18 protein-coding genes and 1 tRNA gene are annotated in these 22,756 nt (G+C 61.1%); 6 read left to right on the top strand and 13 right to left on the bottom strand.

Annotated elements, in window-relative coordinates:
- Window positions 1-34 precede the first annotated feature (34 nt).
- Complete coding sequence (locus tag ABIE32_RS14775) at window positions 35-937, top strand: carbohydrate kinase family protein (RefSeq protein WP_429017316.1); 903 nt, start codon at window positions 35-37, stop codon at window positions 935-937.
- A gap of 229 nt (window positions 938-1,166) precedes the next feature.
- Here ABIE32_RS14775 and ABIE32_RS14770 read toward each other — a convergent pair whose 3' ends face one another.
- The 8 genes from ABIE32_RS14770 to ABIE32_RS14735 form a co-directional block, all read right to left on the bottom strand.
- Window positions 1,167-2,012, bottom strand: a complete 846-nt coding sequence (locus tag ABIE32_RS14770) for a hypothetical protein (protein ID WP_224151298.1) — start codon at window positions 2,010-2,012, stop codon at window positions 1,167-1,169.
- Between the two features lie 193 nt (window positions 2,013-2,205).
- A complete protein-coding gene (locus tag ABIE32_RS14765; protein ID WP_429017377.1) occupies window positions 2,206-3,258 on the bottom strand; it encodes a ribonucleotide-diphosphate reductase subunit beta in 1,053 nt (350 codons plus the stop codon).
- Window positions 3,259-3,377: 119 nt separating this feature from the next.
- On the bottom strand, window positions 3,378-6,284 hold the full coding sequence (locus ABIE32_RS14760; RefSeq protein ID WP_429017313.1) for a ribonucleoside-diphosphate reductase subunit alpha: 2,907 nt from the start codon (window positions 6,282-6,284) through the stop codon (window positions 3,378-3,380).
- A gap of 445 nt (window positions 6,285-6,729) precedes the next feature.
- Entirely contained in the window at window positions 6,730-7,329 is a 600-nt protein-coding gene (gene ampD / locus ABIE32_RS14755; RefSeq protein WP_429017311.1) for a 1,6-anhydro-N-acetylmuramyl-L-alanine amidase AmpD, read from the bottom strand.
- Window positions 7,326-8,858 (bottom strand): sigma-54-dependent transcriptional regulator, encoded by a 1,533-nt coding sequence (locus ABIE32_RS14750; RefSeq protein WP_429017308.1) that lies wholly within the window; start codon window positions 8,856-8,858, stop codon window positions 7,326-7,328. The genes ampD and ABIE32_RS14750 overlap by 4 nt, the downstream gene beginning before the upstream one ends.
- Window positions 8,855-10,549, bottom strand: a complete 1,695-nt coding sequence (locus tag ABIE32_RS14745) for an ATP-binding protein (RefSeq protein ID WP_429017305.1) — start codon at window positions 10,547-10,549, stop codon at window positions 8,855-8,857. Before ABIE32_RS14745 ends, ABIE32_RS14750 begins: the two co-directional genes overlap by 4 nt.
- Window positions 10,546-10,782 carry a PP0621 family protein gene (locus ABIE32_RS14740; RefSeq protein ID WP_224151304.1) on the bottom strand — a complete coding sequence of 79 codons (237 nt, stop codon included), beginning with the start codon at window positions 10,780-10,782 and terminating at the stop codon, window positions 10,546-10,548. The genes ABIE32_RS14745 and ABIE32_RS14740 overlap by 4 nt, the downstream gene beginning before the upstream one ends.
- A gap of 6 nt (window positions 10,783-10,788) precedes the next feature.
- Window positions 10,789-11,595: a cytochrome C assembly family protein gene (locus tag ABIE32_RS14735; RefSeq protein ID WP_429017302.1), complete on the bottom strand. Its 807-nt coding sequence runs from the start codon at window positions 11,593-11,595 to the stop codon at window positions 10,789-10,791.
- Between the two features lie 208 nt (window positions 11,596-11,803).
- Between ABIE32_RS14735 and ffh the strand changes: the two genes are divergently transcribed.
- A complete protein-coding gene (ffh, locus tag ABIE32_RS14730) occupies window positions 11,804-13,195 on the top strand; it encodes a signal recognition particle protein (protein ID WP_429017300.1) in 1,392 nt (463 codons plus the stop codon).
- 210 nt (window positions 13,196-13,405) lie between these two features.
- Here the strand turns inward: ffh and selD are convergent, their stop codons facing one another.
- Window positions 13,406-14,464: a selenide, water dikinase SelD gene (gene selD, locus ABIE32_RS14725; protein WP_429017297.1), complete on the bottom strand. Its 1,059-nt coding sequence runs from the start codon at window positions 14,462-14,464 to the stop codon at window positions 13,406-13,408.
- A 369-nt stretch (window positions 14,465-14,833) separates the two neighbouring features.
- On the opposite strand from selD, the gene ABIE32_RS14720 reads away from it, so the two are divergent.
- The 4 genes from ABIE32_RS14720 (at window position 14,834) to ABIE32_RS14705 (ending at window position 18,000) form a co-directional block, all read left to right on the top strand.
- On the top strand, window positions 14,834-15,274 hold the full coding sequence (locus ABIE32_RS14720) for a YfiR family protein (protein ID WP_429017295.1): 441 nt from the start codon (window positions 14,834-14,836) through the stop codon (window positions 15,272-15,274).
- A complete protein-coding gene (locus tag ABIE32_RS14715; protein WP_429017292.1) occupies window positions 15,271-16,500 on the top strand; it encodes a diguanylate cyclase domain-containing protein in 1,230 nt (409 codons plus the stop codon). The genes ABIE32_RS14720 and ABIE32_RS14715 overlap by 4 nt, the downstream gene beginning before the upstream one ends.
- A gap of 63 nt (window positions 16,501-16,563) precedes the next feature.
- Window positions 16,564-17,028, top strand: a complete 465-nt coding sequence (locus ABIE32_RS14710) for an OmpA family protein (protein WP_429017289.1) — start codon at window positions 16,564-16,566, stop codon at window positions 17,026-17,028.
- A gap of 153 nt (window positions 17,029-17,181) precedes the next feature.
- Window positions 17,182-18,000, top strand: a complete 819-nt coding sequence (locus tag ABIE32_RS14705; protein ID WP_429017286.1) for a hypothetical protein — start codon at window positions 17,182-17,184, stop codon at window positions 17,998-18,000.
- 23 nt (window positions 18,001-18,023) lie between these two features.
- On the opposite strand, the gene ABIE32_RS14700 is transcribed toward ABIE32_RS14705, so the two are convergent.
- The 4 genes from ABIE32_RS14700 to fdhE all read right to left on the bottom strand — a co-directional run bounded on the left by ABIE32_RS14700 (window position 18,024) and on the right by fdhE (window position 22,732).
- Window positions 18,024-18,119: transfer RNA gene (locus tag ABIE32_RS14700), tRNA-Sec, on the bottom strand.
- A 160-nt stretch (window positions 18,120-18,279) separates the two neighbouring features.
- The gene (gene selB, locus ABIE32_RS14695; protein WP_429017285.1) at window positions 18,280-20,202 is read right to left on the bottom strand and encodes a selenocysteine-specific translation elongation factor; all 1,923 of its coding nucleotides are present in this window, start codon (window positions 20,200-20,202) and stop codon (window positions 18,280-18,282) included.
- Window positions 20,203-20,239: 37 nt separating this feature from the next.
- Window positions 20,240-21,652: an L-seryl-tRNA(Sec) selenium transferase gene (gene selA / locus ABIE32_RS14690; protein ID WP_429017282.1), complete on the bottom strand. Its 1,413-nt coding sequence runs from the start codon at window positions 21,650-21,652 to the stop codon at window positions 20,240-20,242.
- Between the two features lie 117 nt (window positions 21,653-21,769).
- The gene (gene fdhE / locus ABIE32_RS14685; RefSeq protein WP_429017279.1) at window positions 21,770-22,732 is read right to left on the bottom strand and encodes a formate dehydrogenase accessory protein FdhE; all 963 of its coding nucleotides are present in this window, start codon (window positions 22,730-22,732) and stop codon (window positions 21,770-21,772) included.
- Window positions 22,733-22,756 lie beyond the last annotated feature (24 nt).

The raw sequence follows: 22,756 nt of genomic DNA, 5'->3' as shown, positions 1-22,756 counted from the left end.
ACCTATTTGTTTGATTGAAAAGGATTGGATTTACATGGCCTCGCTGATTTGCGGTTCGCTTGCGTTTGACAACATCATGACCTTTGATGGCCGCTTTGCCGACCAGATCATGCCCGAGCAGATCCACATTCTGAACGTATCGTTCCTGGTGCCCACCTTGCGCCGCGACTTTGGCGGCTGCGCCGGCAATATTGCCTACGCCCTGCAACTACTGGGTGGCAAGCCGCTGCCCATGGCCATGCTGGGCGATGATGGCGATGGTTATCTGGCGCACATGCAACACCTGGGTATCGATACCCGCTTTGTGAAGAAGCTGGAAGATACCTACACCGCCCAATGCATGATCACCACCGACCTGGACAACAACCAGATCACTGCCTTTCACCCTGGGGCGATGATGCAGGCGCATCAAAACCAGATCACCAAGGATTGCGGTGCAGCCATTGGCATCGTGGCGCCTGATGGGCGCGATGCCATGCTGCAGCATGCCGAGCAACTGCATGCCGCAGGTATCCCTTTTGTATTCGATCCTGGTCAGGGTCTGCCGATGTTCAATGGCGAGGAGCTGCGCCACTTCATCAGCCTGGCGACCTGGGTGACGGTGAATGACTACGAAGGCAAGATGCTGAGCGACCGTACCGGGCTGTCGTTCGAAGAGATTTCCAAACAGGTCAAGGGGCTTATGGTGACCTTGGCAGCCGAAGGCTGCGCGCTTTGGGAAAACGGCGTGCAGACCCATGTGCCAGGCACCCAGGCCAAGGCCGTGGTCGATCCCACCGGTTGTGGCGATGCCTGGCGCGGTGGGCTGCTGTGGGGCCTGGAAAACGGCCGCACCTTGCACGATTGCGTGGTATTGGGCAATCGCATGGGGGCGCTCAAGATCGCATCGCGCGGCCCGCAGAACTACACGCTCGATTTCGATCCGGCAGCGGTGTAAGAATGATCCAGAGCTCCTGAAGGGGTTGGGTCCGCATTGGATAGCGCGTTGCAACGGCCCATGTCAAAACAACCCCAGGAGTTGCCAGCTTGCAGGTGGGCATTGGGTTGACTCCATGCCTGCAAATGCAAGACAGCTGAGGCTGGTACTTGCACCAAGTGGCTGATATCTGATGCAGCAAAAACAAAACCGGCTTGAAGCCGGTTTTGTTTTGAGAAGCCGCGTGCTCTTATTGAGGGCGGTTGCTGGTTGGGAAGGGCCAGGCTGCGTTGGTGCTCAGCACGGTCTTCACAGGCTCTGCGGATGCAGCAGCAGCAGGCGCTGCAGCAGGGGCAGGCTTTGCGGAAGCCTTCTTGGCAGGAGCCGCCTTCTTTGCAGCAGGCTTGGCGGCAGCTTTTGCTGCGGGCTTTGCTGCAACTGCCTTCTTGGCTGGAGCCGCCTTCTTTGCCGCAGGCTTTGCAACTGGCTTGGCTGCAGGCTTTGCAGCAGGTTTAGCTGCAGCAGCCTTCTTGGCTGGAGCTGCCTTCACTGCGGCCTTTTTGGCCACCACTTTGACGGCGGCCTTCTTTGCAGGTGCCTTGGCAGCAACAGCCTTCTTGGCGGGTGCTGCCTTCTTCACTGCTGGCTTGGCAGCGGTCTTTTTAGCGACGGCCTTGGTTGCAGCCTTTTTCGCTGCAGGCTTGGCTGCTGCCTTCTTTGCTGGAGCCGCTGCCTTCTTGGCAGGTGCTGCAGCCTTCTTGGCTACGGCCTTGGTGGCAGCCTTCTTTGCTGCTGGCTTGGCAGCGGCCTTGCTTGCAGAAGCCTTCTTGGCAGGTGCTGCAGCTTTCTTGGCTACCGGCTTAGCGGCGGCCTTTTTGGCTGCTGGCTTGGCAGCAGCTTTTTTGGTGCTTGCTGCCTTGGCTGCAGGTTTGGCTGCTGCCTTGGTTGCAGTCTTCTTGGCCGCTGGCTTGGCAGCGGCGGCCTTGACGGCCTTGGGCTTTGCTGCGGCCTTGGGGGCAGCAGCCTTGGTAGTTGCAGCCTTCTTAGCAGTTGCCTTGGTGTCTGCAGACTTCTTGCTTGCTTTGGACGTTGCCATGCTCTTCTCCTTCGGTCAATTTAGAAAGCAGACTTCATGCCTGATTGAATTCGACACGAAGTTTTGATAGCAAACTGAATTGTGCATCAGCTGCTAGCAACTGTCATAGTGCAAACCTCAATAAAGACGCCAAATTTCACAGTTTTCTATCAGGAAAACCACATTTTTCTTGGGTTCGCACTTTCAATGCTCTTCAATCCCACGACAACGCACCACCAGACTGGTATTCGATGACGCGTGTTTCGAAGAAATTTCTTTCCTTTTTCAGATCGATCATCTCGCTCATCCATGGGAACGGATTCTCTTCGTTGGGGAACAATGCCTCCAATCCGATCTGCGTGGCCCGGCGGTTCGCGATGTAGCGCAGGTAGCCTTTGAACATCGAGGCATTCATGCCCAGCACGCCGCGCGGCATGGTGTCTTCGGCGTACGCATATTCGAGGTCGACGGCCTTGAGGAACAGTGCCTTGATTTCGTCCTTGAACGCGGGCGTCCACAGGTGCGGGTTCTCCAGCTTGAGCTGGTTGATGAGGTCGATGCCGAAGTTGCAGTGCATCGATTCATCGCGCAGGATGTACTGGTACTGCTCGGCGGCACCGGTCATCTTGTTCTGCCGGCCCAGTGCCAGAATCTGCGTGAAGCCCACGTAGAAGAAGAGGCCCTCCATGAGGCAGGCGAAGACGATCAGGCTCTTGAGCAGGGTCTGGTCGGTCTCGGGCGTGCCGGTATGGAAGTCCGGGTCCATGATCGCTTCGATGAACGGGATCAGGAACTCGTCCTTGTCGCGGATCGATTTGACTTCGTTGTAGGCGTTGAAAATCTCGCCTTCGTCCAGGCCCAGGGACTCGACGATGTATTGGTAGGCGTGCGTGTGGATCGCTTCCTCGAATGCCTGGCGCAGCAGGAACTGGCGGCATTCGGGGGCGGTGATGTGGCGGTAGGTGCCCAGCACGATATTGTTGGCCGCCAGCGAGTCGGCGGTGACAAAGAAGCCCAGGTTGCGCTTGACGATGCGGCGCTCGTCTTCCGTCAGGCCGTCGGGCGACTTCCACAGCGCGATGTCGCGCGTCATGTTCACTTCCTGCGGCATCCAGTGGTTGGCGCAGGTGGCGAGGTACTTTTCCCAAGCCCATTTGTACTTGAACGGAACGAGCTGGTTCACGTCGGTCTTGGCGTTGATGATGCGCTTGTCGGCGGCATTGACACGCTTGTGGGTACTGGCAGTACCGCTGCCTGCCTGGGGCATGGCTGCGGTGGCTTGCGATTCTTCTTCAAAACTCAGCATTTAGTTCTCTCCATCTGCGTTGCTGGCTGACGCACGGGCCACGGATTATTGGGATGGCGCGTGCGTGGATGGCTAAAGGTTTACTGGCAGGCTTCGCAGCCGGGGTCGTCAATCGCGCAGAACTTGACGTCGGTGGCCGGGGCCTGCGAACGGGCCGCTGCGGCAGCGGCATCCAGTGCGCTCACGGTGGCAGCGGGCGCGGCGCCCGCGCTGGGCACTGCATTGAGCACACGACTTTGCACGGTGGACTTTTCGACTTGTGTGGCGCTGGTGGTGCGCAGGTAGTAGGTGGTCTTGAGGCCACGTACCCAGGCAAGCTTGTAGGTGTCGTCCAGTTTCTTGCCGGATGCGCCTGCAATATAGATATTGAGGCTCTGGGCCTGGTCGATCCATTTCTGGCGGCGCGACGCGGCTTCCACCAGCCAGACGGGCTCGACTTCGAATGCGGTAGCGTACAGAGCCTTGAGCTCGTGCGGAACGCGATCGATCGGGCGCAGTGATCCATCAAAGTGTTTCAGGTCCATCACCATCACTTCGTCCCACAGGCCCAAGCGCTTGAGGTCACGCACCAGGTACTGGTTGATGACGGTGAATTCACCCGACAGGTTGGATTTGACGGACAGGTTGCCGAAGGATGGCTCGATCGATGCGTCGACGCCGACGATGTTCGAGATGGTCGCCGTGGGCGCGATGGCAACGCAGTTGGAGTTGCGCATGCCGTCCTTGGCAATTTTCTTACGCAGGGCTTCCCAGTCCAGGCGTGCGCTGCGGTCCACCTGTACATAGTCTGCATTGCCACGGGTCTGGGCCAGCATGTCCAGCGTATCGGGCGGCAGGATGCCCTGGCTCCAGAGCGAGCCCTGGTAACTGGAGTACACGCCGCGCTCCTTGGCCAGCTCGGTCGACGCCCAGTAGGCGTAGTAGCACACGGCTTCCATCGATTCGTCGGCAAATTGCACGGCGGCATCACTGGCATAGGGAATGTGCAACTGGTACAGGCTGTCCTGGAAAGCCATGATGCCAAGGCCGACCGGGCGGTGGCGCATGTTGGAGTCACGCGCCTTGTCCACGGCGTAGTAGTTGATGTCGATGACGTTGTCGAGCATGCGCATGGCGGTATTGACCGTCTTTTTCAGCTTGTCCTGGTCCAGCTGCTTGCCGCCGTTGCCATCGTCCTTGATATGGCGGGCCAGGTTGACCGAGCCCAGATTGCAGACAGCGGTTTCGGTGTCACTGGTATTGAGCGTGATCTCGGTGCACAGATTGGAGGAGTGCACCACGCCGGCGTGCTGCTGGGGTGAGCGCACGTTGCAGGCATCCTTGAAGGTGATCCAGGGATGGCCGGTTTCGAACAGCATCGACAGCATCTTGCGCCACAGGTCGACGGCAGGCAGGGTTTTGGAGAGTGCAATTTCTCCGGTGGCTGCCTTGGCTTCGTAGGCGGTGTAGGCCTTCTCGAATGCGGCGCCGAACAGGTCATGCAGATCCAGCACATCGGATGGCGAGAACAGGGTCCAACTGCCTTTTTCCATCACACGCTTCATGAACAGGTCGGGAATCCAGTTGGCCGTGTTCATGTCATGGGTGCGGCGGCGGTCATCGCCGGTGTTCTTGCGCAACTCCAGGAATTCTTCGATGTCCAGGTGCCAGGTTTCCAGGTAGGTGCAGACCGCGCCCTTGCGCTTGCCGCCCTGGTTCACGGCCACGGCCGTGTCATTGACCACCTTGAGGAAAGGCACCACGCCCTGCGATTCGCCATTGGTGCCCTTGATGCGGGCACCCAGGGCGCGTACGCGCGTCCAGTCGTTGCCCAGGCCGCCAGCAAACTTGGACAGCAGTGCGTTCTCACGGATGGCGTCATAGATGCCACCCAGATCGTCGGGGACCGTGGTCAGGTAGCAGGAGGAGAGCTGCGAGCGTTGCGTGCCGCTGTTGAACAGCGTAGGCGTGGAAGACATGAAGTCGAACGACGACAGCAGTTCATAGAACTCGATTGCGCGCGCATTGCGGTCCTTCTCGTTGAGCGCCAGGCCCATGGCCACGCGCATGAAGAAGGCCTGGGGCAGCTCGATGCGCTGCTTTTTGACGTGCAGGAAATACCGGTCATACAGCGTCTGCAGGCCCAGGTAGTCGAACTGCTGGTCACGCTCGGCGTTCAGGGCCGAGGCGAGGCGCGGCAGGTCGAAATTCAGCATGTCGGGGTTGAGCAGGTCGTGCTCTACGCCCTTGGCGATGTAGCCTGGGAAGTAGGCAGCATAGGCCGCGCCCATGTCGGAGGCTGCCACGTCCTGGCCCAGGATTTCGCGCGTGATGGTGTGCAGCAGCAGCCGAGCGGTCACAAAGGTGTAGTCAGGCTCTTTTTCGATCAGGGTGCGGGCGGCCAGGATGGAGGCTTTGAAAACCTCGTCCATGTTCATGCCATCGTACAGATTGCGCAGGGTCTCGCTGAGCACCGGCGCAGGGTCCACATCCTGGCCCAGGCCCTGACAGGCAGCGGTGATGCGGTCGTGCAGCTTTTTCACATCCAGCACCACGCGCTGGCCCTTGTCCAGCACGTGCAGCTCGGGTTGGGCGGGCGCGTGCTCGGCGTGCAACTGTGCGCGTTCCTGGTTGCGGCGCTCGCGGTACAGCACATAGGCGCGCGCCACTTCATGGTTGCCGCTGCGCATCAGGCCCAGTTCCACCTGGTCTTGCACATCCTCAATATGGAAGGTACCGCCGCCAGGGCGTGAGCGCATCAGGGCGCGAACCACAGTGTGAGTGAGGTTCTCCACGACTTCGCGCACGCTGGCTGATGCGGAGCCCTGGGTGCCATGCACCGCCAAAAAGGCTTTCATCATGGCGGTGGTGATCTTTGGCGGCTCGAAAGGAACGACGGCACCGTTCCGTCGAATGATCTGGTAGTCGGGAAGAACGGTGAAACCGTCAATCGTGCGCTTGCTGGAGTCCTGTTGTGTCAGTTCGGCGGAAAGCGAGTCGGCGTTCATGTTGTCCTCTCTGAAACTCTTGAAAAAACCGGTAGAAAATCGAAAAAAGCGACGTCAGCAGGAAGCCGCAGGAAAGGGCTGGGAATACTCTGGACACTACATATAGTGTCTGGCGGCCTGCTGAACACTACCTATAGTGTACTTCGCAATATATGGAAATGAGTCGTGACAAATTGTGATAAAGCTGTCTGCGTTGCATCGCAGCATGCGCGGCAATGCGCACCGATGCATGTTTTCGGTGTGCGAGCGCAGTGCTGGTGCGTGCTTGCAGGGAAAAGCGGGCCTCACATCGGGCAATGCATGGCCTGCATGCGATTGAAAAAAATGTTGGCCGCGAGTGGCAACGACAGACGGCGTGTGGCGTCCATGCCAAGCGTGCAGTTATGCACGCGTTCCTGATGGGGCGGGTGCCGCCAAGGGCTTTGAAAATGCAGAAGGAGCGTAGCTAGACGGTACCTGGCGGAAACATGGCCCGGGGCCAGTTCAGCATCTGTTGCAACTGAGGCCAGACGAAGCCGCTGCCCGGATCCTGCTTGCGTCCCGGGGCCACATGTTCATGCCCCGCAATCTGACGGATTGGGTATTCATTTTCGACATGCTGGCAGACTTGAGCCAGTGCCGCATATTGCGCTGCCTCGAAAGGCAGGCCCTCCAGGCCCTCCAGCTCAATGCCGATGGAGTAGTCGTTGCAGCGCTCACGCCCCTGCCAACTGGACGCACCTGCATGCCAGGCACGGTCATTGCAGCTTACAAACTGCCAGACGGTGCCAACTCGGGTGATAAAGAAGTGCGAAGACACCTTCAGCCCGCGGATGTCTTGAAAATAAGGATGTGCGTCCCAGTCCAGCTGGTTCACAAAAAGGCGCTGTACGTCTCCGGTGCCATAGATGCCGGGGGGCAGGCTGATCGAATGCAGTACCAGCAGGTCAATGTCCGTGGCTGCAGGCCGAGGGCCGAAATTGGGTGACGGACAGTGGGTGGCCATTTGTAGCCATCCGGCATCCCAGGCTACTGGCAATTGCGATGCGCGTGGGGCGGGCGTCACTGGTGAGGAACTCCGTCATGCGTATCTGCAATGTGCAGCCGCTCCATCCGGTAGCGGATTTGCCGCAGGCTGATGCCCAGGCGCGCTGCCGCCGCTGTGCGGTTGAAGCCGAATTCGCGCAGTGCCCGCACCAGTATGTCTCGCTCCAGCTCGTCCATCCAGGTTTGCAGATCCTGGGGCAGGTCTTGGTCGCAAGGGTAGGTATTGCCAGGGATGGGCGGCGCAGTTGCTGCGCCGACGGCCAAAGGCAGAGAGGCCGGTGTTGCGGAGGGTTCTGGCAACCGGAATGCCGCTTGCGCAGCGGGTGGCGGTGCTACATTGGCCAGGTCCGGCTGCCAGGTTTTTGCTGGCTGGTCTATTTTCAGCAGTGATCCGTCGCTCAAGGCGACCGAGCGCAGCAACAGGTTCTCCAGCTCGCGCACATTGCCAGCCAGCGGGTAGGCCGCAATGGTGGCGAGGGCCTCTTCCGTCAGCTGGTAGGCGGGCTGGCCGTGGTCTTGCGCAATGCGCTGCAGCAACACGGTGCACAACTGAGGCAGGTCCTCACGCCGCTCGCGCAGAGGCGGAATCACGATCTCGATGACATTGAGTCGGTAGTACAAGTCCTGGCGAAAGCGCCCTTGCGCCACATCGGCCGCCAGGTCACGGTGCGTGGCGCTGACGATGCGGACATCGACAGCTTCTTCCTGCTGACCACCGAGGGGGCGGATTTTTCGCTCCTGAATCGCCCGCAGCAATTTGGCTTGCATGGCCAGCGGCAGTTCGCCGATCTCGTCAAGAAACAGGGTGCCGCCATGCGCGGCCTGGAAAAAACCTTCCCGGTCCTGGGCTGCGCCGGTGTAGGAGCCCTTCTTGGCGCCAAAGAATTCGGCTTCCAGCAGCGCTTCCGGAATGGCGCCGCAATTGACTGCCACCATCGGGCCCGCAGCGCGCTGGCTGTGGGAGTGCAGGGCCTGGGCGACCAGTTCCTTTCCAGTACCAGATTCGCCGCGCACCAGAATGGGCGCCATGCTGCTGGCCACCTTGGCGATGCGCTCACGCACCTGCTGCATGGCTGGTGACTGGCCCACCAGCTCCTTGGCCGGAGCTGTTGCCGCTGCTGGGGATCGGGCACTGCTGTCGCCTGCCGGTGCTTGTTGCACGGGAGAGGGACTGGGCAGGCCCTGGCGCGCGGATGCGACAACCTGGCGGAATTGTTTGAGATCGACCGGTTTGGTGAGGTAGTCGAAGGCGCCTTCCCGCAAGGCGGCGATGGCATTTTCGGCTGAGCCATAGGCGGTTATGACGATGGCGCGCTCACTGCGCCCCTGGCTGCGCAGCGTCTGCAGCAGCTCCATGCCCAGGCCATCGGGCAGTCGCATGTCGGTGATCAGGATATCGAACTGCTGCTGCTGCAATTGGGACTGCGCTTCCTGCACCGAGCCAGCCGTATGCACGCGGTAGCCCTCACGCAGCAGCGTCAGTTCATACAGTGTGCGCAGGTCGGGCTCATCGTCCACGACCAGAACGGAGGTATTTTCAAAACTCATATCGGCAGCAGGCGCTCAAGAGATGGTTGTGCAACGGAGTTGGCAGCCCTGCGGAACTGCACGATGAAAGCATTCCCATCGCGTATATCCGAGTGACGGGCGCTTTGTCTTTCATAGCGGATCATAGCGCCGTGGCGGGTGCACAGCTCCCGGCAGATGTACAGACCAAGTCCGCTCGAGCGGCTCTCCGATGAGAAAAAGGGCTCGAACAAGTGCTTCTCGATGGTCGGCTCGATGGGCTGACCGTCGCTCCACACCACCATGGTGGCCGTGCCGGCCAGGGTGCTGGAGGTGGTTACCTGCAAGGCATCGGCATGGTCGCTGCGATAGCGTTGCGCATTGTTGAGCAGGTTGTACAGCAGTTGGCGCAGATGCCCCGTGTCAAATGCCACCAGACTGCCCTCCGCATGCAGGGACAGCGCCACCTGGTGCGCGGCTGGCGCGAGCGCCATCCAGTCATTGCAGATTTCGTAGACTGTGTCGTCCAGCAGTACGGCTTCGCCTTCTCCGGGCTGTATCTGGTTATGCACCCGAGCGATGTCCAGAATGTCTTCCGCAATCCTTCCAAGGCGTTGGGCGTTCTGTTCGACCATATAGGTGAGGCGCTTGAGGTTGGGGTCGGTCAGGTCTTCGTCCAGCAACGCATTGGCCTGGGTGATGGCTGCGAGCGGGTTGCGGATTTCGTGTGCCACGGCAGCCGACATACGCCCCATGGCAGCCAGTTTTTCGGTGCGCAGGCGCGCTTCCATTTCACGCAGGTCATGGAGGAAAACGAGGCACAACGGGTCATTGTCCGCGCTGTCGATGGTGCCCAATCCCGGTAGCGGGTGGGTCAGCCAGGTTCGGACGTGCAGGCCGACGGGGGTGGAGCCTGGCGCGATCAAGGCCTGATCGCTGGAGATGGCTTCGCCATTGCGAAAGGTGTCGTTGATCTGGTGCACCACGCCTTGCCATGCCGGCAGTTGCCCCAGCTGCTGCAATTGCACGGGAGTGGTGAGCTGCTGCAGCAGTGCCATGGCAGCGGGGTTGGCGCTGTGCACCTGAAGCTGCTGGTCCACCACCAGAACGCCGTCTGGTAGGTTCTGCAGGATCAGTGCATTGACCTGCTCCTGCTGATTGGCTGCAGCTGCGGCGCGCAGACCCTGCCGCGTCTCGCGCTCCACACGTGCCGCCAGCAGGCGGACCAGGATACCCACCAGGAAGTAGGCCGCACCCGCCAGGCCCGCTTGCACCGTATTCTGCGTAACTTCGAGATCCAGCACCGATGCTGTTGCCGTGAGGGTCTCCATCAGCAGAAAAATCGTGATGTAGGCGCAGGTGCCCAGAACCACCAGCCAGCCGCCCAGCGTGCCGGCAAACAAAACGGTCAGCCCGAACAGCGGTGTAAGCGTGTAACTGCCGGTCTTTGTCACTTCCAGCAGCGATATCAGCAATAGATCGAGCCCGATGGTCGGCAGCCAGGCATAGACCTTGCGTTGTGGCGGTGGCTGCTGGCTGATGACGGCATACAGGATGGCAAGCGCACCATAGATGGCCAGTATGGCCAATTGGGGGAGCAACTGCCGCGCGTGAACAGGAGCCAGCAAAACAGAGCCGATGGCCAGCAGCACGGCCACCACCACACGGGCAGCCAGGTACACCCGCCATAGGCGCCGAAAAGGGGTGTCCAGCGGCGTTGCAGCAGGGGTCATGGCGACGGCGTCGTATTGCTGGCGGCGGCCAGGTGCGCTTGCGAGCAGTACTGCTTGCCGCGGTGGCTGATGGCATCCGATTGCGGGAAATGCACGCCGCAGTGGGCGCAATGCACCATGGGCTCGGGTTGAGCCAGCGTCTTTTTAGGTGCTGGCCGAGCGTTTTGCACGCGTTTGCCACGCCAGATGTGCCAGGCGATCACCACCAGCAGTAGAACCAGCAAATACTTCATGGTTGCTCAGCGCTCCAAGATCACTTCCAGTACAAAGCGCGAGCCCACATAGGCCAGCAGCAGCAGCAGGGCACCTGCGTAGAGGATGTTCACCGCCTGCCTCCCTCGCCAGCCAAAGCGCTTGCGGCCAAACAGGAGGATGGCAAAAGTCAGCCAGGACAATACGCTGAAAACCGACTTGTGATTCCATATCCAGGCTTTGCCGTACAGCGCCTCGCCAAAGAACCAGCCCGCCGCCAGGGTGGCGGTGAGCAGAGCGAACCCGGCACCTACAAAGCGGAATGTCAGCCGCTCAAGCGTCAGCAGCGGCAAGCCACCGTCGTGGTCGCCATGTTGGCGCATCTGGCGTTCTGCGCGCGTCATCAGCGCCGCATGTACGACCGCGGCAGCGAACAGACCGTAGGATGCAATGCCGAGCGCCAGATGCAGCGGCAGCCACGGCGACGCATCGACATGCAATGGGGTTCCGGGGAAAATCACGGCCAGCAGTACCGCTACGCTGCCGAGTGCAGCCAGCGGCCAGCGTGAACGCAATTGCGGGTACAACTGCTGCTCGACCACATACACGGTCAGCACCAGCCACGCCGTGACGGACAAGGCCGGCGCAAATCCGAACCGGGGCTCATGCCCGGCCAGGCCCCACACCAGGCTGGCGGCATGCAAGGCCCAGGCGACGAGGAGCGAGCGCTTGGCGCCGCGCTCCTGCAGGCGTTGGGTGGCAAGCGCCGGCAGGGCATAGGCAAGCGCCGCAGCCAGGGCCAGTATCCAGCCGACAAGACCGGCTCCGGCCACTGTGGAAGAAGAAAAGGGCATGTGCCTATGATAGCTGCCGTCAGCAGCATGCTGCTTTACTTGGAGGCTCCTTCCATGTGGCAGCCTGCAGGCGGTGCGCAGACCCGTAGGATCACGGGCTGCGGGCAGGCAGATGGGTAAGGGTTAAAATGGGCTTTTGCCTGCAGCAAGCCGCACCGCGGCCTGGCGCTGTAGCGCCGCTTGCCACTCCAACTACCTATCACTGCCCATGGCTTCCGCATTGACCGATAAACTGTCGCGCCTCGTCAAGGAGATGCGCGGACAGGCCCGTATTACCGAATCGAACGTGCAGGACATGTTGCGCGAAGTGCGCATGGCTTTGCTGGAGGCAGATGTTGCCTTGCCTGTGGTGCGGGATTTCATTGCCCGCGTCAAGGAAAAGGCCCTGGGGCAGGAGGTGCTTGGCAGCCTCAAGCCCGGGCAGACCCTGGTCTCGATTGTCAACAAGGAACTTGCCGTCACCATGGGCGAGGGCGTGGCGGACATCAACCTCAACGCCCAGCCACCCGCCGTCATCCTGATGGCTGGCCTGCAGGGCGCGGGCAAGACCACCACCACTGCCAAGCTGGCCAAGCACCTGATTGAAAAGCGCAAGAAAAAGGTGCTGACGGTGTCGGGAGACGTCTACCGCCCGGCAGCTATCGAGCAGCTCAAAACGGTCACCACGCAGGCCGGTGCTGAATGGTTTCCCAGTACGCCTGATCAGAAGCCGCTGGATATCGCCAATGCTGCGCTGGACTACGCCAAGAAGCACTATTTCGACGTGTTGCTGGTCGATACGGCTGGGCGCCTCGCCATCGACGAAGTGTTGATGCAGGAAATCCAGCAATTGCACGGGGCGCTCAAGCCTGTCGAGACCTTGTTCGTCGTCGATGCCATGCAGGGCCAGGATGCCATCAACACCGCCAAGGCATTCAAGGAAGCGCTGCCGCTGACCGGTATCGTCCTGACCAAGCTCGATGGCGATTCGCGTGGCGGCGCTGCGCTGTCGGTGCGCCAAATCACGGGTGCGCCCATCAAGTTTGCCGGTGTCTCCGAAAAGATCGATGGCCTGGAGGTGTTCGATGCCGAGCGCCATGCGCAACGCGTTCTGGGCATGGGCGATATCGTGGCCCTGGTCGAGCAGGTCACCAAGGGCGTGGACATGGAGGCCGCGCAGAAGATGGCCGAAAAGATCAAATCCGGCGACGGCTTTGATCTGAACGATTTTCTGGGCCAGCTGCAGCAGATGAAGCAGATGGGTGGCCTGTCCACACTGATGGACAAGCTGCCGACCGAGCTGGCGGGCAAGGCCGGTCAGGTGGACATGGACAAGGCGGAGCGCGAAATCCGCCGCAAGGAAGGCATCATCTGCTCGATGACGCCGTATGAACGGGCCAAGCCCGAACAGATCAAGGCCACTCGCAAAAAGCGCATTGCAGCAGGTGCCGGAGTTCAAGTACAGGAGGTCAATCGCCTGTTGAACGAGTTCGGCCAGATGCAGCAGATGATGAAGAAGATGAAGGGCGGTGGCCTGATGAAGATGATGAAGAAAATGGGTGGCATGAAGGGAATGAAAGGCATGATGGGTGGCGGAGGTATGCCCAAGCTGCCGTTCTGAAGAAGAGCGTCTGCCCAAAAGCAAAAACGCCTGCAGTTCACCGCAGGCGTTTTTTGCGTTTCGTCATCAAGGAAAGGGGTTGCCCGGGCAGTCGATGATGGCTATTTGTAATATTTACTTAGAAATATCAAGAAATTAGGCTTCTGGCAGCGGCCACTTTACAGTCGGCAATGGCAGAGCCAGACGCATCTGGCGCGGTCGGGAATGCGCCTATTTCACCGCCACCTTGGCATCTCCGGGCAGCATGCGGCCAATGACGCTCGCATCGGAGAATCCATGGCCCTTGAAGGTCTCCAGCACCTGCTGGATGGCTCCGGGCTGGCACGACACCAGCAGGCCGCCTGAGGTTTGCGGATCCGTCAGCAGGCTGCGCATGGCGTCGGACACGTTTTCGCCCAATTCCACATCTGTACCGTAGGATGCCCAGTTGCGGCCCGAGGCTCCTGTTGCAATGCCTTGTTCGGCCAGTTCGCGCACGCCGGGCAGCAGGGGAACCAGGTCGCTGTCGATGTTGGCCGTCAATCCGGCGCCGCGCGCCAGCTCCAGCGTGTGGCCCAGCAGGCCAAAGCCAGTGACATCGGTGAGTGCATGCACTCCTTCGATCTGCGCCAGCACGGTTCCGGGGCGGTTGAGCTGGGTGGTGGTGTGCACCATGGCTGCGTAGCCTGCATGGTCCAGCAGGCCTTTTTTCAGCGCTGCAGACTGGATGCCGACTCCTAGTGGTTTACCCAGAATCAATACGTCACCCGATTGCGCATCGCTGTTGCGCTTGAGGTTCTTGGGGTTGACGACGCCGATGCCGACCAGGCCATAGATGGGTTCCACGGAATCAATGGAATGGCCACCGGCCAGGGGAATACCGGCATCACGGCAGACCGATTCACCGCCTTCCAGAATCTTGGCAATCACATCATGCGGCAGCACATCGATGGGCATGCCGACAATTGCCAGCGCCATCACCGGCGTGCCGCCCATGGCATAGATGTCAGACAGCGCATTGGTGGCGGCAATTCGGCCGAAATCATAGGGGTCGTCGACGATCGGCATGAAAAAATCCGTTGTCGCAACAATGGCCTGCTCGTCGTTGATCTGATAGACGGCTGCATCGTCCGCCGTCTCGGTGCCCACCAGCAATTGGGCGTAGAACTGCTTGGGCAGCGCGCTGCGGCTCATCAGGTCAGCCAGCACGCCCGGGGCAATCTTGCAGCCACAGCCGCCGCCATGGGACAAGGAAGTGAGTCGAGGGGTCTGGGTGAGGTCGGTAGTCATGGATCAGAGTCTGGCGGGCAGGAGGAGCTACCCCTATTATCGACAGCTTGCGCATTCCCTGCGCCTTGACGGGGAGCAATTGCTACCAGCCGTGAGCAAGGGGGCGGCAGTACAGCAAGTTTTACATTGCTAATTGTAAAGATATGGAAGAATGCCAGGGATTGACGGGGGGAGATGCATGGCGCAATGTGTCTCCAGGCAGTTGTCACTGAAGTCATGGAGCTGTTGTTGTCATATTGGAGGCCAGGTCGAGGCAATCGAACATGGTCCCGCCGCTTCAGCGGCTGGGCGTGGCTCTTTGCGGCCTGTTTGAGCTGGTCGGCGGTTGCGTCAGAGGTTACCGATGCAGAGGTATCCGCTGAAACCAATGTGCAAGCGGTAACGCGCACCGTGATCGGGATACTGGGCTATACGCGCTGGCCCCATGAAAGCGAAGAGTTGCGGCTGTGCGCAGTGGGCGCCACGGAATATGGAGCAGGGTTGCTGCAAAGCTCCGGGCTGGTGGTCGCTGGTCGGCGTCTCAGTGTCAAACAGGTGGATTCCGCACAGCTGAAAGCCTCCGAGTGCGATGGCCTCTATGTGGGAGACATGGGCGAGCAGCAGTGGCGCAAGCTGATGCAGCAAGAAAGCGGCCGCCCCCTTTTGACGATCAGTGAGCGCAGTGCGCTGTGCCGCATCGGTGCCATGTTCTGCCTCAGCCGCCAAGGTGAAGGCCCGGGCTTTGAAGTCAATCTGGACTCGATTGCCCGCAGTGGCCTGCGCATCAGTCCCAAGATACTGCAGCTGGCGCGGTCCAAGGCGGTGCCATGAGCCTTTTCATGGACAGCCAGGCATCGTTGCACGCAGTAATCCGGCGGGCCCATTTGCGCATGGCCGCCATGGCCATCTCGCTGGCAGGTGTGCTGCTGCTCGTGGTCGGGGTGGTGGTGCTGCGTTTCTACCTGCTCAACAACTTGCAATTGATGGCCCGATCTCTGGCCTATACGGTCGAAGCGTCGTTGGTGTTCAACGACCATGGCGAGGCCAGCAGGGTACTGGATCAATTGCTGCGAAACGAGGATGTAGCCCGCAGCCAGGTGTTTGACGCCCAGGGGCAGGTATTTGTGCAGTGGAGTTCTGCCAAAACCAGCTCGGGTGGCACCGGTGAGTTGCTGGCGGCGGTCATGGGAATGCGCCCTGCCGAAGCGCCGGTGAGCCAGGATGGCAGGCAGATCGGGCGTGTGGTGCTCTACAGCGACGGCGCAGGGTTCATTCGATTTCTCAGCTCCGGCTTGGCGGTGCTGTTGCTGTGCGTGGGGGTCAGTGGATTTATCGGCATGCGCCAGTCACGCCGCATGCTGGCCGATATTGCCGAGCCGTTGCAGCAACTGGCCAGAGTGGCTCGCGCGGTGCGGCATGATCGATCCATGGGGCAACGCGTGCCTCCCGCCCGGATTGCGGAACTGCATGAACTGGGCGATGACTTCAATGCGCTGCTGTCTGAATTGCAAATGCGGCAGGAGCGGCTGCGGCAGCAGAACTCGCAATTGGAGCTGCAGGCATCGCGCGACGGCCTGACGGGGCTGGCCAATCGCTCACATTTCGAGCAGCGCCTTCAGCAGGCGCTGCTCGATGCGGAGGCCATGGGGCGCAAGCTCGCCGTACTTTTTATCGATAATGACCGCTTCAAGCAGGTCAACGATATTCATGGCCACGCGGCCGGAGACGCGCTGCTCAGGGCGGTAGGGCTCCGCCTTCATTCCGTGGTGCGCGAGGCAGACCTGGTTGCCAGGCTGGGCGGCGATGAATTTGCCATTCTGCTCTACCCCGTAGGCGGCATGGCGGATGCCCAGGTGGTGGAGCACAAGATCCAGGAGGCGATGCAGTGCCCTGTGGTGACCAGTAGCGGTGCAGCGCTCAGGCCCTCCGTGAGCGTCGGTATTGCAGTCTTCCCGCAGCACGGGCAGGATATGGAGGAATTGATGGGCCACGCAGACCAGGCCATGTATGAAGCCAAGGTGGTACGCCATGCCGGAAGTGCTGCGAACAAGGAGTAAATAATGGAGTGGAGCCAGAGAGCCGGGGAGAAGTCACGTATTGCCCATGGAATGCGTTGGGCCATGGCCATGGTATTGGCTGTGGTGCTGGCAGCGTGCCAGACTCCGCCACCGCCGCCAGTACCGCAAAGCGGACTGACGGCGCAACAGCAACAGGTGCTGCGCAACCAGGGGTTCTCGGAAGGAGATCAAGGCTGGGAGCTGCAGATGTCCGGCAAGCTGCTTTTCGAATTTGACTCTGCCGAGGTGGGCGAGGCTGCGCGCACCAAAGTCGTGGAGCTCGCGCGAGCTTTGCTGAAAGAGGGTATCGACCGGCTACGCGTGGAAGGCTATACCGACGACCGAGGCAGTGCGGCCTACAACCTGAAACTGTCATTGCGCAGAGCTCAGGCTGTGAGCGATGTGTTGGGAGAGGCTGGCATGCCCAGGCAGAACATCGAGGTCAAGGGGCTTGGCAATGCCTTGCCTGTCATATCGGGCAATGCCGCAGAAAATCGCCGTGTTGCGATTGTGGTGCCCTTGTTCTAGGAGGATGGCTGGCCACGGCGCCTCTCTTCTTGATACTGCGGCTTTGCGACGCCTCGTGGAGAGCGCAGGCCAGTCCGTTGCGTGAACGGAGTTGCTGCGCCGCTTTCTGGCATGCAGGTGACTCCAGGAGTTCTTTCATTCTGTAGGACGGGTATGGGCAAGAGATGGAAAGCGCTGACACTGGTGCCCTGGGTTTTCTTGGTGGGCTGTACCCCGGCATTGAATCTGGATCACAAAGCGGATCGCACACAAAACCCTGCCAAGGACGCACGCTGGCTGACCTTGATCGTCAAGGCCGGGGACGGCATCGAGCCCCAGCCGGTCACGCTGGAATACGAATCAGAAAAATGCGAGGAGCCGAGGAGCTACGGCGTCGGTGGGCAGTCGCAAAGCGGCGTTGCCCTGATGCGGGCTTCTCACTACGAAAAGATCAGCCTTGATCGAGCGCCGGAGAACCATGTCTACAAGGCGCGCTTTGCGATCGATGCCGGAGGAAGCTGCCAGTGGAAGCTGGTGTCTCTGGAGACCTCGTTCAAATATCGGAGCCATCATCCCCTGGCCCAAGGCAAGGAAGCGATTTCGAACAGGGAGAAGTTCGCTTTCAGAAGTGAAAAGGACTCTGTTCGCACACCCAACGTGAGAGTCACTTTTGAGTATTTCCCAGTGGTTTATCTCCACGACGACCCATCCGAGAACAGGTTTCGGTTGCAGAAAAAGTCCATGTTCTTCCCGCCGAGTCTGGATCCGTCGGAGTCGGGGACCATGACCCTGGAGCCCAAGGTGTTTGGCGACATGGCGATGACGGTCGGCGAAGACCCCCAGAGCAGACGAAATTATGTCGTAGCCTATCCCGACGGCGCAAAGGGCACGAGCTGGTCCAGGGATGTAGTGGGAGTTGAGGACAAAAGAATGCAGTGCTTGCTCTCCCCTGCAAAACAGAATTGCGCCCGGTTCAGCCCTATAAAGCGCTGATACGTCTGTCGGAGTGCATGGGATGGCGGAGGGCAGCTGGAGTCGAACCAACCCAGGAGTGGCTGACACCCCTCACCGGGTTTGAAGCCCGGCCGCACCACCGGGCACGATTGCCTTCCATCAGAAAGTGCGCCGATTGTAGCCATTCCCGTTGCCCGTTGAGCCGGAGTGGATCATGCCCCTCAAAATGGAGTCAGGCGTGGCATGCTGCGCGCCGAAGCGCAAACGAAGTGTCTGGTGAGCACTTCCTCCTAGTCGCCTGCGCCCCTCGCAGACGTGTCATGGCTGACTGGCTTGCCAGCGCACACCGGGGCGCAGCATGTGGGCGTCGCGCACACGGCGGGTGTAGCCCACGCGGTCGAAGAACTCGAGGATCTGGATGGCGCGCTTGCGCCCGAGGCCTGTTGCATCTCGAAAGGCCGCAGCCTCCACCGCGCCCCGCTCGGCCTGCAAGGCCAGATCGGCGACCAATGCGGCCAGAGCATCGGTTTGCTCGGCTGCATAAAAGAGATCCTTGACAACCTGAAACACCAAGCCTTGCCGGGCCAATTTCTTGAGCAGTTGGCGTACCATTTCCTCGCCACTGCCGTGGTCCCGCGCGAGATCGCGAATCCAGGGCGGATCGAAACGGCCAGCGCCAATGGCGGGCAGCAGGCGCTCGGCCAAGGCCTGTTCAGCATTGCTCAACTGCACGCTGTGGCCTGGCAGATGCAGCCATGCACCGGTGGTGCTGATGTGCTGTGCCTGCAGCAAAGCCTCAATGAGGCTGGTGTAGAGCGCGTCGTGCATGCCATGCTGCAGGCTGGGCAATGCCATGCGGCGAAGGCGCGCAGCGTTGATGCCGGGCTCATCGGGCGCCACGCTGTGAAAACGTTCCAGGGCCTCAAGCACCTGGGTCTGCAGCGTCAGCCAAGCCCCATTGCTCAGCAAGAGCGCATCGCCATCCGTGGTGGGAAGTACGATGGCTTGGGCGGGGACCGGCGGCTGCGCCAGGCCTGTTAGCCGCACCAACTGGGATCGTGCGATGCCATAAGAGGCCTCGGCCAACAGTGGCGCAGTGTCATGGCTTGTGACCCAGTGCTCCAGTGCTGCAAGGAACGTCAGCCGTGCTTCACTGCGGCGCTTGCGCGCTGGCGCATACGGGTCCAGTACCGTGGCCCCTGCAATGGTGCGGCTGGCCTGGGCATTGCGGAGGATGATGCGATCACCCGGTTGTACAACGGCCGGTGCATCCAGCACCAGCTGGGCCAGGCATTCGGCTCCAGGCGGCAGTTCGCCGTCTTGCAGCAGGGCCACATGGCCGGTGCAGTGCATGGTGCCCAGGTGCACATGCACGGGCGCCCAGGGTTTGAGCGCTGGCGCACCGGCCAGCAACTGCAGTCGCACGTCGATACGTTGGGTGGTGTGCAGCAGGCGTGCATCCAGCAGCCAGTCGCCGCGCGCGATATCTTCCTTGGCAATGCCTGCAAGGTTGAGCGCACAGCGCTGTCCGGCCACGCCCTGGTTGCTCGCCCGGTTCTGCGCGTGGATGCTGCGCACCCGCACTGTCTTTCCAGTGGCCGAATGCACCAGGCTGTCGCCCACGGCAGCACTGCCATTGAAAACCGTACCCGTGACCACGGTCCCCTGTCCTGCCAGGCTGAACACGCGGTCGACGGCCAGGCGAAACAGGCCTTGCTGCGCGCGCTGGGGCATGGCCTGTGCAACGGTGTGCAGGTGCTGGCGCAGCGCATGCACGCCCTGGTCGCCCGGCAGTGCAGCCGCAGTCTCGAAAACAGGGGCATTGGCGAGAGGGCCACCTGCGAGAAGCGCGCGTATCTCATCCTTTACGATCGCTATGCGCTCGGGTGCTACGCGATCAACCTTGGTGAGCGCGACAGTGCCTTGGCGGACACCCAGCAGCTGCAAAATTTCCAGATGTTCGCGTGTCTGCGGCATCACGCCGTCATCGGCCGCCACCACCAGGAGCGCGTGGTCGATGCCCACGGCGCCTGCGGCCATGGTGTGAATGAACTTCTCATGCCCTGGCACATCGATGATGCCCAGTACATCACCATTGGCCAGGGGGGCGTAGGCATAACCCAGCTCGATGGAGATACCGCGCGCCTTCTCTTCCTTGAGGCGGTCGGTTTCCACGCCCGTCAAGGCGCGTACCAGGGTGGTTTTGCCATGGTCAATATGGCCTGCGGTTCCAATGATCATTTGGAAATGCTCTGTTTTTTATAGCTCTTGGCGATTTTCAGACGGGCGCCAGAATAAGTTTCTTCCAGTTGTGGATGAACGCGGCCTGGTCTGTGGCTTCAAGGCAGCGCAGATCCAGCCACAGGGCATCCTGGCGCAGGCGGCCAATGACCGGGCGCGGCAGCCGACGAAGCGCAGCTTCGAGCTGCTGCAGCAACTGGCCGGCGCGCCTGGGGTCTGCGGAGCGGATCACCAGGCCATGGCTGGGCAGGCTTTCCACAGGCAGCGCGCCGCTGCCGATCTGGCTGGACATGGCAGCTGGCTCCACCACATACGCGGTGCCCAGCGCGGTTTGCACAGGGGCTTGCAGAACTTCGGCCTGCTGCTGCATGTCGGATGCAGCGCGGGTGAACAGGCGCAAGGTGGTGAGGCGAAGGGCCAATTGCTCGGGGTGCAGGTACAGGCGCAGGGTGGGCTCCAGCGCGGCCAGCGTCAGCTTGCCTACGCGCAATGCACGTTTGAGCGGGTTCTTCTTGATCTGTGCAATCAGTGCCTTCTTGCCGACGATGATGCCCGCCTGTGGGCCGCCCAGCAATTTGTCGCCGCTGAAGGTGACGATGTCGGCGCCGGCTTCGACGGTTTCTCGCACCGTCACCTCGTAGGGAAGGCTCCAGGCACGCATGTCGACCAAGGTGCCACTGCCCAGGTCCACGATCATTGGTAACTCGTGGGTGTGCGCAATATTCGCCACGGCGGCATCCGAAACGGACTTGGTGAACCCCGAGATGGCGTAGTTGCTGCAATGCACCTTCATCAGCGCCGCCGTCTGGCCGGAGATGGCTTCGGCATAGTCCTTTTCATGTGTGCGGTTGGTGGTGCCGACTTCGACCAGGGTGGCGCCCGCGCGCGTCATCACATCGGGGATACGGAAGGCGCCGCCAATCTCCACCAGTTCACCGCGGGAGACGATAACCTCCCTGTTCGATGCCAGTGTGGACAGCACCAGCAGCACCGCCGCTGCGTTGTTGTTGACGATGGTGGCGGCTTCCGCACCGGTCAGGCGGCAGATCAGGTCCTCTACCAGATCGTCGCGGTCGCCGCGGCCCCCATCGGCCAGGTCATATTCCAGGTTGCTGGGTGTGGCCAGCGCCTGCACCACGGCGTCGATGGCCTCCTGCGGCAGCAGTGCGCGGCCCAGGTTGGTGTGCAACACGGTTCCGGTCAGGTTGTAGACGGCCCGCAGGCGAGGGGCAAACAGCCGCTGCAGCGCATGCTCGGCAGCATCCAGCAGGGCGTCGGCACTGGGCGCGGTCTGGTTGTCCTTGGCTGCCAACCACTGGGCGCGAGCGTCTGCAAGCGCTGCGCGAATGGCATCGGTGCATTGCGTTTTGCCATAGTGCGCAAGCAGCCCGGCAGTACGGGGATGCTGCAGCAACTTGTCGACGGAGGGCAGGTGAGAGGCAGTGCGCATGGGTGAAACGTCTAAAAACGAAAAACGATGGTGCGGGTAAGCAACCATCGTTCTAGTATGGCATGGTGGCACGGCGCGCATCATTGCGCCTTGCCGCCAGCAGCCGGCGGGCCGCCGTCAGTGCAGGTCGGGCACGGAAGCGTTGTCGTCCGCCTGGGGTTCCGCCACGGCAACAAACAGCAACGGGTTGCCGCTGGCGCGCTGGAACCGGGTCTCTTCGCTCATCAGCAGATCGAGCATCAGGCTGGCCAGATCATCGGCCAGCGGCTCGGCCAACGGGTCCTTTTCCTGGTTGACGATCTTGCGGTAGCTGCCGCACGCGTCACAGGTTTCGGCGAGCACCACATCCTTGCCACCTTCCAGGCCCTGGTAGTGAATGCCTTTGGTCGATTCGCAGTGCGAGCACTTGACGCGCACCATATGCCATTCGGTGCTGCAGCAGCCGCAGTGCAGATAACGGTGACCGGCCATCTTGCCGCCAATGCGCACCACGCTGGCCACCGGCTCGGCGGCGCATACGGGGCAGATGGTGGCGGGATCGGTGTAGGGCACGTCGCCGGCCCGCAACTGGCTTGCGCGGCGGGCAAACACCACCTGCAGCGCGGCCATGGCAAAGGGGGCCATACCCACATCGCGTGCAGCCAATTCCTTGGTGAGCAGGCGCTTTGCCAGGGCGTTGCGCTCCTCGGCACTTGTTGTCTGCAGCTCTGCAATCAGTGGTTGCAGTGGCGCGGGCAGCCCGCCTGCGCCGGAGAGATCGGCCAGCATGCCATCCAACACCTGGTGCCAGACGGGGTCGAGATGGTCTGCGGCCGGCAGCAGTGGCGACGAAAATTCCTGCGCCTGTGCAATGGCCGCTGCATCGGGCTCTGCCACACGCAAGTCCTGCACGGCGCGGTGCTGGGCCTGCACCAGACTGGCGATGAAGTTCAGGTAGTCGGCAATCGGGTTGCCTTCGGCCAGCTGGCGGATGCGATTGGCGCGTTCCAGAAACAGGCTGCTGGTATCGGGCAGCAGCACGCGCGGAAAGCTGGTGTGGTCCAGCGACTCGATCTCGCCGGGTTGAAGAATGCGTTGCATACGGGGATTTTCTCAAGTATCAAC

The sequence above is a fragment of the Comamonas sp. 4034 genome (assembly GCF_050434545.1).
GTDB lineage: Bacteria > Pseudomonadota > Gammaproteobacteria > Burkholderiales > Burkholderiaceae_C > Comamonas > Comamonas odontotermitis.
Note: the sequence above shows the minus strand (reverse complement) of the source record. Positions and strands in the feature narration are given on the sequence as shown.

Bases quoted from the DNA above. Each gene is read 5' to 3' on its own strand.
- selB (WP_429017285.1), bottom strand. From the start codon at position 20,202: ATGATCATTGGAACCGCAGGCCATATTGACCATGGCAAAACCACCCTG.
- ABIE32_RS14775 (WP_429017316.1), top strand. From the start codon at position 35: ATGGCCTCGCTGATTTGCGGTTCGCTTGCGTTTGACAACATCATGACC.
- ABIE32_RS14735 (WP_429017302.1), bottom strand. From the start codon at position 11,595: ATGCCCTTTTCTTCTTCCACAGTGGCCGGAGCCGGTCTTGTCGGCTGG.
- ABIE32_RS14765 (WP_429017377.1), bottom strand. From the start codon at position 3,258: ATGCCCCAGGCAGGCAGCGGTACTGCCAGTACCCACAAGCGTGTCAAT.
- selD (WP_429017297.1), bottom strand. From the start codon at position 14,464: ATGACTACCGACCTCACCCAGACCCCTCGACTCACTTCCTTGTCCCAT.
- selA (WP_429017282.1), bottom strand. From the start codon at position 21,652: ATGCGCACTGCCTCTCACCTGCCCTCCGTCGACAAGTTGCTGCAGCAT.
- ABIE32_RS14760 (WP_429017313.1), bottom strand. From the start codon at position 6,284: ATGAACGCCGACTCGCTTTCCGCCGAACTGACACAACAGGACTCCAGC.
- ABIE32_RS14770 (WP_224151298.1), bottom strand. From the start codon at position 2,012: ATGGCAACGTCCAAAGCAAGCAAGAAGTCTGCAGACACCAAGGCAACT.
- ABIE32_RS14705 (WP_429017286.1), top strand. From the start codon at position 17,182: ATGGGCAAGAGATGGAAAGCGCTGACACTGGTGCCCTGGGTTTTCTTG.
- ABIE32_RS14745 (WP_429017305.1), bottom strand. From the start codon at position 10,549: ATGACCCCTGCTGCAACGCCGCTGGACACCCCTTTTCGGCGCCTATGG.
- ABIE32_RS14740 (WP_224151304.1), bottom strand. From the start codon at position 10,782: ATGAAGTATTTGCTGGTTCTACTGCTGGTGGTGATCGCCTGGCACATC.
- ABIE32_RS14715 (WP_429017292.1), top strand. From the start codon at position 15,271: ATGAGCCTTTTCATGGACAGCCAGGCATCGTTGCACGCAGTAATCCGG.
- fdhE (WP_429017279.1), bottom strand. From the start codon at position 22,732: ATGCAACGCATTCTTCAACCCGGCGAGATCGAGTCGCTGGACCACACC.
- ffh (WP_429017300.1), top strand. From the start codon at position 11,804: ATGGCTTCCGCATTGACCGATAAACTGTCGCGCCTCGTCAAGGAGATG.
- ABIE32_RS14710 (WP_429017289.1), top strand. From the start codon at position 16,564: ATGGCCATGGTATTGGCTGTGGTGCTGGCAGCGTGCCAGACTCCGCCA.
- ABIE32_RS14750 (WP_429017308.1), bottom strand. From the start codon at position 8,858: ATGAGTTTTGAAAATACCTCCGTTCTGGTCGTGGACGATGAGCCCGAC.